Origin of the sequence: Achromobacter sp. NFACC18-2, from assembly GCF_900108985.1 — a bacterium.
Lineage (GTDB): Bacteria > Pseudomonadota > Gammaproteobacteria > Burkholderiales > Burkholderiaceae_B > Achromobacter.
The window spans coordinates 58540-71353 of record NZ_FNYM01000012.1; the positions used below are offsets into that span (position 1 = coordinate 58540).

Consider the following 12814-nt stretch of genomic DNA (forward strand, 5'->3'; position numbering starts at 1 on the left):
CCTTAGCTGGTGAGTTTCTTCAGCACGTCGGCCTTGGCCGTATCGTAGTCCGCCGCGGTGATGAGGCCCTTGTCCAGCAATTCCTTGAGCTGCTGCAGGCGCTGCACGGGATCGGCCTGCGCGGGCTGTGCTTGTTGGGGCGGCTGCCCGGGCTGCGGCTGGCCCTGCGCCGCGCCCAGCCCCTGCGCCATGGTCTGGCCCAGGGCCGCGCCGGCGGCCAGGCCAGCGCCGATGCCCGCGATGCCGCCTTCGTTCTGCGCGGCCAGCGGGATGGACGTCGCGGTCTGGTATTGCGTGAACTTGCCCAGGTCGCCGGCCATGCCCATCGAGATCCGGGTGTCCAGCGCCTTCTGCAGTTCTTCGGGCAGCGACACGTTCTCGACGGTGAAGTTGTCGAGCTTGACGCCGTAGCGGTCGAATACGGGCGCGAGCTGCTCGGCGATGCTCTGCGACATCAGGCCCTGGTTGGCGGCCATGTCCAGGAACGGCACTTTGGCGCCGCCCAGCGCGGTCGTCATGGCGGCCACCACCATGTTGCGAAGCTGCGCCTCCAGGTCGTCCACGGTATAGACGTCGCGCGTGCCGCTGATTTCGCGGTAGAACTTGCCGGGGTCGGAGATCTGGTACGAATACACGCCGAAGGCGCGCAGGCGCACCATGCCGAATTCGCTGTCGCGCAGGGTCACCGGCTGGGCCGTGCCCCAGCGGCGGCCAAGCTGCAGGCGCGTGCTGAAGAAAATCACGTCCGACTTGAAGGGCGACTCGAAGAGCTTGTCCCAGTTCTTCAGGTAGGTCAGGATCGGCAGCGTCTGCGTGGTCAGCTTGTACATGCCGGGGCCGAACACGTCGGCCACCTTGCCTTCGTTGACGAACACCGCCATCTGCGATTCGCGGACGGTCAGGCTGGCGCCGTACTGGATTTCAAAATCCTGCATCGGATGGCGCCAGGCGAGCACGCCGTCGCGATCCTCGTTCCATTGCAGGATGTCGATGAATTGCTTGCGAATGAATGAACCGAGACTCATGGAAAGTCCTCCTGTGTCGGATCGGATGGCGCGGCGGCCTCAGGTCAGGCAGGCGGCGTTGACGATGCCCGCCGCCAGGGAAATCGCGCCGAGCAGGCCACCCATGGCGATGTTGTTTTCCACGATGGCGTCGTTCATGCCGCGTATGGCGTTGGCGACGACGACATACACGACGATCTGCACCGCCATCGCCGCCACGCCCCAGACCAGGAACATGACGAAGCTGGCGTGGATCGCGATGCTGGAAGCCAGCGTGAGGCTGAAACCGACCAGCGCGCCGCCGTAGGACATGGCCGCGGCGATGTTGCCCTCGCGGACGAGGTCGAATTCCTTGTAGCGCGTGACGGCCGTGTAGACCGCCGTGAACACGCCCAGCATGACGAGCGCTGAAACGATATAGATCAGATAGGTCACCGCCGGATGCATTGCTTCTCCCATTGCCAGCCTCCCAATTGCGCGCAGTATATACGTGGCGTTCGATATACTGCGAACGCATTTTTCGGCTCGGACACTCCATGCGCGACCGCGTTCTCATTCTCTCGGTATTAATCGTTGCATCCTGCGGTTTGGGCTACGAGCTCATCAGCAGCGCGCTCGCCAGCTATTTACTGGGGGATTCGATCCTGCAGTTCTCGTCGGTGATCGGGTGCTATCTCTTCGCCATGGGCATCGGTTCATGGTTGTCAAAATATGTAAGAGACGAAGACGTTCTGAATCGCTTCATCGACGTGGAGCTGCTGGTCGCGCTGCTGGGCGGGGTGTCCGCCGCGGTGCTTTTCCTGGTGTTCGCGTGGCTGTCCGCGCCCTTTCGCGCGGCGTTGTATGTCGGCGTCTTCATCATCGGCCTGATGGTCGGCATGGAGATCCCGCTGGTGATGCGCGTCTTCAACCAGCGCAAGGCGGAGTTCCGCGAGATCGTCAGCCGCGTGCTGACCTTCGACTACCTGGGCGCCCTGGCGGTGTCGCTGGTCTTCCCCCTGCTGCTCGCGCCCAAGCTGGGGCTGCTGCGCACGAGCTTCCTGTTCGGCATCCTGAACGCCAGCGTGGCGCTGTGGACGACCTGGCTGTTCCGCGCCGAAGTCACCCGCCCCGGCGAAAAGGCCATGCGCGCCGGCGTGGTGATCGGCATCCTGGGGCTGGGTTTCGTGTATTCGGGCAGCATGACGGCCTGGGCCGAGAAGGGACTTTATGGCGATGACGTCATCCATGCCGAGACCACGCAGTACCAGCGCCTGGCCGTGACGCGCTGGCACGACGACCTGCGCCTGTACATCAACGGCAATCTGCAGTTCTCGTCGCGCGACGAACATCGTTATCACGAATCGCTGGTGCACCCCGGCCTGCAGGCGCTGCCCTGGGCCCGCAACGTGCTGGTGCTGGGCGGTGGCGACGGCCTGGCCGTGCGCGAGATCCTGAAGTACAAGCACATCGAGCACGTCACGCTGGTGGACCTGGACCCCGCCATGACGAATCTCTTCTCGCGCTCCGAGCCGCTGGTCAAACTGAACGAAGGCGCCTTGAAAGACCCTCGCGTGACGGTCATCAACGACGACGCGGGCCGCTGGCTGGAGACGCATGCCGAGGTCTACGACTTCATCGTGGTGGACTTTCCCGACCCGTCCAACTTCGGCCTCGGGCGCCTGTACTCAGTGCCCGTCTATCACCTGATGGCGCGTCACCTGGCCGAGAACGGCTACCTGGTCGTGCAGTCCACGTCGCCCTACTTCGCGCCGCGCTCGTTCTGGAGCGTGGACGCCACCCTCAAGGAAGCCGGCCTGAACACGTGGCCGTACCATGTGTACGTGCCGTCGTTCGGCGACTGGGGCTTCATCCTGGCCAGCAAGCGGCGCGACTACACGCCGCCCGAGACGCTCACCGTGGCCACGCGCTACCTCGACCCGGTCACCGTGCGCGAACTCTTTCACTTTCCCGCCGACATGCCGGCGCTGGCCATGCCGCCCAACCGCCTGAATGAGCAATCGCTGGTGCGCTACTTCGACGAGGACTGGCGCAAGGTGATCCGCTGATGCGGCGCCGCAGCTTCCTGCTGGGCGCCGCCACGGCCGCGGCCGCGGGGTCCGTGGGCTACTGGCGCTCGCGCATCGTCGAGACCACGCCCGACGTGCGCTATCCGGGCATGCAGGCCGGGCACGCGCTGCGCGATGGCGCGGCCCTGCCGCAGCCGTCCGCCACGCGCCGGCACGAGGTCGCAATACTGGGCGCGGGGGTCGCCGGACTGTTCTGCGCCTGGAAACTGGCGCGCGAAGGCTTTACCGATTTCGTCGTGGTGCAGGGCCCGGAATTCGGCGGCAACGCGGCGGCCGGCCAGCGCGACGGCCTGGACTACCCGCTGGGCGCGCATTACCTGCCGCTGCCCTCGCTGGCGTCTTCCCACGTGCGCGAGATGCTGGCCGACTTTGGCCTCATCGAACACGGCGCGGGCGAGGTGCGTCCGTACTACGACGAGTCCGTCCTGGTGCATTCGCCGCAGGAACGGCTGCTGCGCAACGGCCGTTGGGAAGAGCACCTGCTGCCCATGACCGGCGTGCCCGAAGCCGATGCCGCGCAGCATCGCCGGTTCCTGGATTTCGTCGAGCGACTGCGCACGCAAGTGGGCAACGACGGGCGCAAGGTGTTCAGCATCCCGCTCGTCCTGTCGTCGCGCGATCCGGCCTGGCGGGCGCTGGACAACCTGACCTTCAGGCAGTGGCTGGACCGCGAAGGCTACACCTCGCCCGCCCTGCACTGGTATCTGAACTACTGCTGCCGCGACGACTACGGCGCGCGCTACGACGTGGTGTCGGCATGGGCCGGGCTGCATTATTTCGCCAGCCGCGACGGCCATGCGGCCAACGCCGGCGAAGGCGCCGTGCTGACCTGGCCCGGCGGGCTGGCGGTCCTGGCCGACCGGATGCGCGACGCCATCACGCAACGGCTCGGCCACGCCGGCTGGCTGCTGCCGGGCACGGCGGCGCGCGTCGAGGAGCTGCCGGCCGGTCCGCGGGTCACGTGCCTGACGCCCGGACCGCAAGGCGACCCCCGCGCCTACGCCATCCAGACCCGCCGAACGGTCTGCGCCATGCCGCTCTTCGTGGCGCAGCACCTCCTGCCGGACATCCGCGCGTATGGATACGACCCCGCGGCGCACGCCGCCCCGCACGCGGCCTGGATGGTGTCGAACTTCGTCATGGAAGGCTATCCCCTCGAAGCGCCCGGCGAACCCCTGTCGTGGGACAACGTGGTCTACCAGGGCGAGGCCCTGGGCTATGTGGTGTCCACCCATCAGTTGCTGCGGGTGGCGCGGTCCCCGCGCAGCGTCTTCACGGCCTATCACGCGCTGAGCGGCCAGGCGCCGCACGCCGCGCGCGACTGGCTGACCCGCGCCAGCCCGCAGGCGCTGCGCGACATGGCGGCCGTGGACCTGGTCGCGGCCTATGGCAAGGACTTCTGGCGCCACGCCCGCCAGTTGGAAATCACCGTGCGCGGCCACGCCATGGCTACGCCCGTCTGCGGCTACCTGTCCAATCCAGGGCTGGCCGCGCTGCGGGCCGTGGACGGGCCGGTGCTGTTCGCGCACGCCGACCTGTCGGGGTATTCGGTCTTCGAGGAGGCCTCATGGTGGGGCGTCCAGGCGGCACGGCGTATCCTGGGGCACCAAGAACAAGGATGAAAAAAGACATGGGCAATCACGTCATCGTGCTGGGCGCGGGCATCGTCGGCGTCTGCTGCGCGCTGGAACTGCGCCGGCGCGGCATGACGGTCACACTGGTCGACCGCCAGGAGCCGGGCATGGAAACGTCAATGGGCAACGCCGGCGTACTGGCCCGCAGTTCGCTGATGCCGTTCAATCATCCGGGGCTGTGGGGGCAACTGCCGCGCCTCCTGAAGAACGACACGGTCCAGTTCAGGTATCGCTGGCAGTATCTGGCCGCGAACCTGGGTTGGGCGACGCGCTTCCTGGCAAGCGCGCGGGCGTCCGTCTTCCAGGAAACCGCGCGCGCGCTGGACGGCCTGATTCGGCTGTCCGCGCCCGAACACATCAAGCTGCTGGACGAGAGCGGCGCGCGCCACCGGCTGCGCGATACCGGCTGGATCTTTCTCTATCGCTCGGAAGCGGCCTGGCAGGCCGGCGCGCTGGCGCGCCGTACCTTCGCGCAGTACGAGGTGCCGACGCGCGAACTGGCTCCCGCCGAACTCGCCGGACTGGAACCCGCGTTGTCGCCCATCTTTCCCCGCGCGCTGTGGATACAGGGCTCGTACTCGGTGGACGATCCGCATGAGGTCGTCGCGGCCTACGCCGACCTGTTCCGGCGCGAGGGCGGCGCATTCCAACGCTTGACCGCCAGCGCCATCCGCCGCGACGGCAGCCGATGGACGGTGCAAGGGACGAACGCATCCGAATCCGTATCGGCCGACCGCCTCGTCGTCGCGCTGGGACCGTGGTCCAAGGCCTTGTTGAAAACGACCGGCATCGACCTGCCGATGGCGTTTGAACGCGGCTATCACATGCACTACAGCGGACGCGAAGGCGCACGCGTCACGCGCCCGGTGTACGACACGGGTGGCGGCTACGTGCTGTCGCCCATGGCGCGCGGACTGCGCCTGTCCACGGGGGTCGAGCTGGACGCCTGCGACGCGCCTGCCCGCCCCGTCCAGTTGGACCTGGCGGAACAGCGCGCGCGCGAAGCCTTGCCATTGGGAGAGCGCCTGGATGCCGCCGCCTGGCTGGGCCGCCGCCCCACCCTGCCCGACAGCCGCCCGATGATCGGCGAGGCGCCGCGCCATCCGGGGCTATGGCTGGCGCTGGGTCACCAGCACATCGGTTTCAGCACGGCGCCGGGCACCGCGAAGATCCTGGCCGAGCTGATGCGGAGCGGCGGCGCCGACCGCCATCGCGCGTTCCGGCCCGGCCGGTTTATCTAGCGCGCGATCACCCCAGCAAGAGCGCGTCGTCCGACAGCTTCTCGCCCCGCACCCGCTCGAACATGGCAAGCAGGTCCGGCACGTCCATGCCGCGGCGCTCGTCGCCCGACACGTCCAGCACGACCTGGCCCTGGTGCAGCATGACGGTGCGGTCGCCGACGTCCAGCGCCTGGCGCATGCTGTGCGTGACCATCATGGTGGTGAGCTGGTTCTCGGCCACGATGCGCGCCGTGAGCTGCAGCACGAAGTCCGCGGTGCGCGGATCGAGCGCGGCGGTGTGTTCGTCCAGCAGCAGGATGCGCGAGGGCTGCAATGCCGCCATCAGCAGGCTGACGGCCTGGCGCTGGCCGCCGGACAAGAGACCGATGCGATCGGTGAGCCGGTTCTCCAGGCCCAGGCCCAGCGTGGCCAGACGCTCGCGAAAGCCGTCTTTCATCGAGGCCTTCACGGCGCGGCTGTAGCCGCGCGATGCGCCGCGCATCTGCGCCAGCGCCATGTTTTCCTCGATGGTCAGGTCTTCGCAGGTGCCCGCCATGGGGTCCTGGAACACGCGGGCCACGCTGCCCGCGCGCGCCCAGACCGGCTGGCGCGTCACGTCCACGCCGTTGATGTCGATGCGGCCGGAGTCGACCGGCAGGTCGCCCGACACGGCGTTCAGGAACGTGGACTTGCCCGCGCCGTTGGAACCGATCACGGTCACGAACTGGCCCGAGGGGATCTCCAGCGACAGGCCGCGCAGCGCGCGGGTCTCGATGGGCGTACCCGCATTGAAGGTGATTTTCAGGTCTTTTGCGGACAACATATCAGCGCCCCTTCTTGCCGACCAGGCGGCGCTTGAGCATCGGGATGACCAGGGCGATCGTGACGAGCACCGCGGTGACGAGGTTCAGGTCCTGGGCCTTCAGGCCGATGAAATCGCTATTGAGCGCCAGGGCGATGAAGAAGCGGTAGACGATGGCGCCGATGATGACGGCCAGCGTGGCCAGCACCAGCTTGCGCGACGGCAGGATGCTTTCGCCGACGATGACCGCGGCCAGGCCGATCACGATGGTGCCGATGCCCATCGAAATGTCCGATCCGCCCTGCGTCTGCGCGAACAGCGCGCCCGCCAGCGCGACCAGCGCGTTCGACAGCGCCATGCCGCCCAGGATCATGCGGCCGGTATTGACGCCTTGCGCCCGCGCCATGCGGCCGTTGGAACCGGTGGCGCGCACGGCCAGGCCCGTCTGCGTGGCGAAGAACCAGTCCAGCGCCAGCTTGCACAGGATGACGATGACGATCAGGATCAACGGGCGGGCGACGTAGTCGGCAATCCCGCCCGGTTGCAGGATCGTGAAGACGGTAGGCTCAGTGATGAGCGGCACGTTGGGCTTGCCCATGATGCGCAGGTTGATCGAATACAGGGCGATCATCATCAGGATGCTGGCCAGCAGGTCCATGATCTTGAGCTTGACGTTCAGCCAGCCGGTGACCAGCCCCGCGGCCGCGCCGGCGATCGTGGCGATGATGGTGGCCGAAAACGGATCGGTGCCCGAGGCGATCAGCGTCGCACAGACCGCGCCGCCCAGCGGGAAGCTGCCGTCCACGGTCAGGTCCGGAAAGCGCAGCAGGCGAAAGGAGATAAATACACCCAAGGCCACCAGGCTGAAGATCAGCCCGATCTCCAGCGCGCCTAACAACGAGAACAATGACATGGGTCAGATCCAATCAGGTAAGAAACGAGCATATTAAAGAAGTGAAACGTGGGATTTCTTGCGTTCCAGGGTCAGTTTTACCCGAGCTTTCGCAACAAACGTTTCCCGCAACGCATTTTCTCCCGTTTCCCGCCCAGGCGTCCGCGCGCCGGCGGCGCCTGCGGATGCACGGACTTTCCCAGGGAAAAACGCAAGAAAAACCCCGCCACGCCGGTCAGGCATGGCGGGGCGGATGTCGCGCCGGATTATTTCACGACCACCGCGGCCGACTTGATCAGCGCCTCGGGCAGCGTGACGCCCTGCTTGGCGGCGGCGCCCGGATTCACGTAGAGCTCCAGCTTGGAGCTGGTTTCAGACGGAATCGCGCCAGGCTTTTCGCCCTTCAGGATGCGCACGACGACCTTGCCGGTCTGCACGCCCAGGTCGCGGTAGTTGATGCCCAGGGCCGCGATGCCCCCGCGCTTGACGCTGTCGGTGTCCGAGGCGATCAGCGGGATCTTGGCGTCGTTGCCCACCTTGACCAGCGATTCGTAGGCCGACACGACGTTGTTGTCGGTGTTGGTGTAGATGACGTCGACCTTGCCGATCAGGCTGCGCCCGGCGGAAGCCACGTCCACCGAGCGCGGGGCGGCGGCTTCGACCAGGCTCATGCCCGACTTGGGCAGGATTTCCTGCAGCTTCTTGACGACCACGACCGAGTTCGCCTCGCCCGGGTTGTAGACGATGCCCACGCGCTTGGCGTTGGGGACGATCTTCTTGATGAGTTCGACCTGCTTGTCCAGCGCCAGCAGGTCCGACACGCCGGTCACGTTGGTGCCCGAGGCGTCCATGCTGGACACGAGCTGCGCGGCGACCGGATCGGTCACGGCGGAATACACCACCGGCACGTCCTTGGTGGCCGCGACGACGGCCTGGGCCGACGGCGTGGCGATCGCGACGATGGCGTCCGGGCGGTCGCCGACGAACTTGCGCGCGATCTGGGCCGCGGTGCCGTTGTTGCCCTGCGCGCTTTGATACTGCCACTTCAGGTTCTTGCCCGGCTCGTAGCCGGCTTGCTTGAGGGCGTCCTGCACGCCGTCACGCACGGCATCCAGCGCCGGGTGCTCGACGATGGCGGTGACCGCGACGGACTTCTGCTGCGCGGCGACCGGCGCGGCGATAGCCATCGCCAGCGCCATCGCGCCAACCGTCAGAAAATGTTTTTTTCCGATCAGCATATGTTTGCTCCTTGAACCCTGGTATTGCTTGTTGAATGTGCCGGTATCTTCATGGCCGGCCGCGGAATGTGCCATCCGTTCGGCCTGCCATAAAGCCGTATAGTCTAACGTGCCGCCTGCCAAATGGCGTGGGGGGAATCCCTGTAATGGTGCATGCATACAGGCTCGCCCCGCCATGGGTCAGCGGCGTGAATATACTGAAAGCCGCCGGTCAAACGCCGTTCATCCCGTTTCGCGCGCCTGCCGGCGGTATCCCGAGGCCAACCATGATCAAACGCGCATTGGGCCGATCCGGCCTGCAGGTTCCCCCGCTCACTTTCGGCGGCAACGTTTTCGGCTGGACCGTCGACGAGGCCGGCACCTTTTCGCTGCTGGATGCGCTGGTCGACGCGGGGCTGAATTTCATCGACACCGCCGACGTGTATTCCCGCTGGGTGCCGGGCAACCGGGGCGGCGAATCCGAAACGCTGATCGGCAAGTGGCTCAAGCGCTCGGGCAAGCGCGACCAGGTCCTGATCGCGACCAAGGTCGGCATGGAGATGGGGCCGGGCGAAAAGGGCCTGTCCCCCGCCTACATCCGGCGTTCGCTGGACGCGTCGCTGGCCCGCCTGCAGACGGACCACGTGGATCTTTACCAATCCCACCAGGACGACCCCGACACGCCGCTGACCGACACGCTGGGCGAATACGCCAAGCTGATCGAAGCGGGCAAGGTGCGCGCGATCGGCGCGTCCAACTACACGGCCGTGCGCCTGTCCGAAGCGCTGATCGCCAGCGAGCGGCACAGCCTGCCGCGCTACGAAAGCATCCAGCCCGAGTACAACCTGTACACGCGCGAACCCTTCGAATCCGGGCTGCAAAGCCTGGTGAAGACGCAGCAGATGGGCACGATCAATTACTACGCGCTGGCCAGCGGCTTTCTCAGCGGCAAGTACCGGGGGCCCGATGACGCGGCCAAGAGCGCGCGCGGCGCGAAGATCGTCGAGAAATACCTGAACGACCGCGGCTACCGCATCCTGAAGGCGCTGGACGAGGTGTCCGAGGACGCCGGCTGCACGCCCGCGCAGGCCGCGCTGGCCTGGCAGATCGCGCAGCCGGGCATCACCTCGCCCATCGTCAGCGCCACGTCGCTCGCCCAGCTGGACGAACTGGTCAAGGCGGCCAGCCTGACGCTGACGCATGACCAGCTGGCCCGGCTCAGCCAGGCCAGCGAGTGGCGCTGAGGCTTCAGTCCAGCGTCACGCCGGAGTCCTTGACCACCTTGGCCCAGCGCGTGACCTCGCTATCGACGAACTTGCCGAATTCGGCGCCCGTCAACGTGGGCACGCCCGAACCGTTGCCCGCCCAGGTTTCCTTCAGCTTGGGCGTGTTCAGGGCCTTGGTGATCTCGGCGGCCATCCTGTCGACCGCTTCCTTGGGCGTTCCCGCGGGCGCCCAGATCGCGTACCAGGTCGACACGGTGTAGTTGGGCACGCCGGCCTCGGCGGCGGTGGGCACGTCCGGCAGCGAGGGCGAGCGTTCCTTCGCGGCCACGGCCAGCGGCTTGATCGCCCCGGCGCGGATGTGGCCGGCCGACGAGCCCAGGCCGTCGAACGCCAGGTCCACCTGCCCGCCAATCAGCGCCGACAGCATCGGGCCCGCGCCCTGGTACGGCACGTCCACCAGCTTGATGCCCGTCTGCATCGCAAACAGTTCGCCGGCCAGGTGGTGCGTGCTGCCCTTGCCCGCCGTGCCGAAGTTGATTTCGCCGGGGCGCTTCTTGGCGTAGTCGATGAACTCCTGCAGGGTCTTGACCGGCAGCTTGCCCGCGTTGATGACGACGACCTGCGGCGGCTGGGCCACCAGGGCGACCGGCACGAAATCCTTCTGGATGTTGTAGCTCAGGTTCTTGTAGAGGGAAGGCGCCAGCGCATGGTGCGCGCCGCCCATGAAGAAGGTGTAGCCGTCGGGCTTGGCCTTGGCCGCAACGCCGGCGCCCACGGTTCCACCCGCGCCGCCCTTGTTGTCGATGACCACCGTCTGGCCAAGCTGCGTGGTGAGCTGCGCGGCCAGCGGACGGGCGAAGGTATCCGTGCCGCCGCCTGCGGGGAACGGAACGATCAGCGTGATGGGCCGCTCGGGCCATTGCGCGGCGGCAACGCCGCCGAAACCCAGGGCTGCCACGGCGAACACGGCCGCGGCGGTGGTGCGATATTTCATTTTGTCTCCTCTTGCTGCATCGGGGGACGGCGCCTGTTTTTTGGCGTCTCGTCGCTGGAATATTTTTCTTGTTGAATGCGGCTGGCAGGTCTTGCGGGGCACTGGATGGGGATGGGTCTCCTTGCTGTCGTCGGGTCGTCGGGTCGTCGGGAAGCGGGCTGCGAAAAAAGGGTGAAAAAATGCCGGTCCCGCGGGACCGGCATGAACGGGGCTACAGCGCCTTGTAGGTCTCGCGCAGCACGTTCTTCTGCACCTTGCCCATCGTGTTGCGGGGCAACTGGTCGATGATGTGCACGCGCTTGGGCACCTTGAAGTTGGCAATGCGCGACTTCAGTTCGGCCTGCATGGCCGACGCGTCCAGCGACGCGCCGTCCTTGGGCACCACCACCGCCACCACGGCCTCGCCGAAGTCCGGGTGCGGCACGCCGATGACCGCCGACTCCGCCACGCCGGGCATGTCGTCGATCAGCGTCTCGATTTCCTTGGGATAAACGTTGTAGCCGCCGGAAATGATGAGGTCCTTGCTGCGGCCCACGATGGACAGGTAATCGGCGGGCACGTCGCGGCCGGCCGACTCGCCGCCCCAGCGGCCCACGTCGCCGGTCTTGAACCAGCCGTCGTCGGTGAACTCCTCTCGCGTCTTTTCCGGCATGCGCCAGTAGCCCGAGAACACATTGGGACCGCGCACCTGCACATTGCCGATCTCGCCCGGCGCCAGCGCGACGCCGGCATCGTCGACCACCCGCACCTGCACGCCCGGCAAGGCGCGGCCCACGGTGCCCGCCAGGCGTTCGCCCTGCGCGGGATCGTAGGGATTGGAGGTCAGCATGACGGTTTCGCTCATGCCGTAGCGTTCCAGGATGGCGTGGCCGCTGCGCGCCTTGAAGTCCGAGAACGTCTCGGCCAGCAGCGGCGCGGAGCCCGAAATGAAGAGGCGCATGTTGGCGCAGACCTCGCGGTTAAAGCGCGGGTCGGCCAGAAGGCGCACGTAATACGTGGGCACGCCCATCATCACCGTGCTTTGCGGCAGGTAGTGCAGCGCCTGGTCGGCATCCAGCTTGGGCAGCCAGATCATCCGCGCGCCCGCCAGCAGCGCGCCGTGCGATGCGACGAACAGGCCGTGCACGTGGAAGATCGGCAGCATGTGCAGCAGCACGTCGTCCTCGCGCCAGCCCCAGTATTCATGCAGGACGCGCGCATTGGCGGCCAGGTTGCCATGCGAGAGCATCGCGCCCTTGCTGCGGCCCGTGGTGCCCGAGGTGTACAGGATCGCGGCCAGGTCGTCCGGCTTGCGCGGCACGGTCTTGAACGTCTGCGACAGGCCGCCCGCGGCGTCGAGCAGGCTGCCGGTGCGGTCTTCGTCCAGCGTGTAGACGTGCGCGCAACCGGCCTTGTCGGCGGCCCGCTTGACCCAGTCCAGGTTCTTGCTGGCGCAGACCACCACCGAGGGCTCGGCGTTGCCCAGGAAGTATTCGATTTCGGATTCGCGATAGGCCGTATTGAGCGGCAGGTACACCAGGCCCGCGCGCAGCGTGGCCAGATACAGCAGCAGGGCTTCGGGCGACTTTTCGACCTGGACGGCGACGCGCGCGCCGTCGGGCAGGTCCAGCGATTCCAGCAGGTTCGCCAGGCACGCGGTCGCGCGGTCGATGTCGTCCCAGGTGTATTGGAGGTCGGGCGTTTCCAGCGCGACTTTGCTGCGGTCTTTGGGAAAGCCGCCTTGCAGGACAGCATATAGGTTGGCGTTGCTCACCTG

Annotated in this window: 11 protein-coding genes; 4 read left to right on the forward strand and 7 right to left on the reverse strand. The window is 66.9% G+C overall.

Features of this window, described 5'->3' with window-relative positions:
- Window positions 1-2 precede the first annotated feature (2 nt).
- Entirely contained in the window at window positions 3-1025 is a 1023-nt protein-coding gene (locus BMW75_RS18555; RefSeq protein WP_092581343.1) for an SPFH domain-containing protein, read from the reverse strand.
- A 39-nt stretch (window positions 1026-1064) separates the two neighbouring features.
- Window positions 1065-1451, reverse strand: a complete 387-nt coding sequence (locus BMW75_RS18560) for a DUF350 domain-containing protein (RefSeq protein ID WP_092581344.1) — start codon at window positions 1449-1451, stop codon at window positions 1065-1067.
- 89 nt (window positions 1452-1540) lie between these two features.
- Here BMW75_RS18560 and BMW75_RS18565 point away from each other — a divergent pair, with 89 nt between their 5' ends.
- Genes BMW75_RS18565 through BMW75_RS18575 form a run of 3 tightly spaced genes read left to right on the forward strand, consistent with a single transcriptional unit; the run spans window position 1541 to window position 5948 of the window.
- Window positions 1541-3052: a polyamine aminopropyltransferase gene (locus BMW75_RS18565; protein WP_076520167.1), complete on the forward strand. Its 1512-nt coding sequence runs from the start codon at window positions 1541-1543 to the stop codon at window positions 3050-3052.
- A complete protein-coding gene (locus BMW75_RS18570; protein WP_092581345.1) occupies window positions 3052-4695 on the forward strand; it encodes an NAD(P)-binding protein in 1644 nt (547 codons plus the stop codon). The genes BMW75_RS18565 and BMW75_RS18570 overlap by 1 nt, the downstream gene beginning before the upstream one ends.
- An 8-nt stretch (window positions 4696-4703) precedes the next feature.
- Window positions 4704-5948 (forward strand): NAD(P)/FAD-dependent oxidoreductase, encoded by a 1245-nt coding sequence (locus BMW75_RS18575; RefSeq protein WP_092581346.1) that lies wholly within the window; start codon window positions 4704-4706, stop codon window positions 5946-5948.
- A 7-nt stretch (window positions 5949-5955) separates the two neighbouring features.
- Here BMW75_RS18575 and BMW75_RS18580 read toward each other — a convergent pair whose 3' ends face one another.
- The 3 genes from BMW75_RS18580 to BMW75_RS18590 form a co-directional block, all read right to left on the reverse strand.
- Entirely contained in the window at window positions 5956-6750 is a 795-nt protein-coding gene (locus tag BMW75_RS18580; RefSeq protein WP_076520164.1) for an ABC transporter ATP-binding protein, read from the reverse strand.
- A gap of 1 nt (window position 6751) precedes the next feature.
- Entirely contained in the window at window positions 6752-7642 is an 891-nt protein-coding gene (locus BMW75_RS18585) for an ABC transporter permease (protein ID WP_092581347.1), read from the reverse strand.
- 245 nt (window positions 7643-7887) lie between these two features.
- Window positions 7888-8859, reverse strand: coding sequence for an ABC transporter substrate-binding protein (locus tag BMW75_RS18590; protein WP_092581348.1), 972 nt, complete (start codon window positions 8857-8859; stop codon window positions 7888-7890).
- Between the two features lie 266 nt (window positions 8860-9125).
- On the opposite strand from BMW75_RS18590, the gene BMW75_RS18595 reads away from it, so the two are divergent.
- Window positions 9126-10082, forward strand: coding sequence for an aldo/keto reductase (locus tag BMW75_RS18595; protein WP_076520161.1), 957 nt, complete (start codon window positions 9126-9128; stop codon window positions 10080-10082).
- Window positions 10083-10086: 4 nt separating this feature from the next.
- Here the strand turns inward: BMW75_RS18595 and BMW75_RS18600 are convergent, their stop codons facing one another.
- Together BMW75_RS18600 and BMW75_RS18605 are read right to left on the reverse strand one after the other, a co-directional pair.
- Window positions 10087-11058, reverse strand: coding sequence for a Bug family tripartite tricarboxylate transporter substrate binding protein (locus BMW75_RS18600; RefSeq protein ID WP_076520160.1), 972 nt, complete (start codon window positions 11056-11058; stop codon window positions 10087-10089).
- Window positions 11059-11269: 211 nt separating this feature from the next.
- Window positions 11270-12811, reverse strand: a complete 1542-nt coding sequence (locus BMW75_RS18605; protein WP_092581349.1) for a malonate--CoA ligase — start codon at window positions 12809-12811, stop codon at window positions 11270-11272.
- Between the last annotated feature and the right edge of the window lie 3 nt (window positions 12812-12814).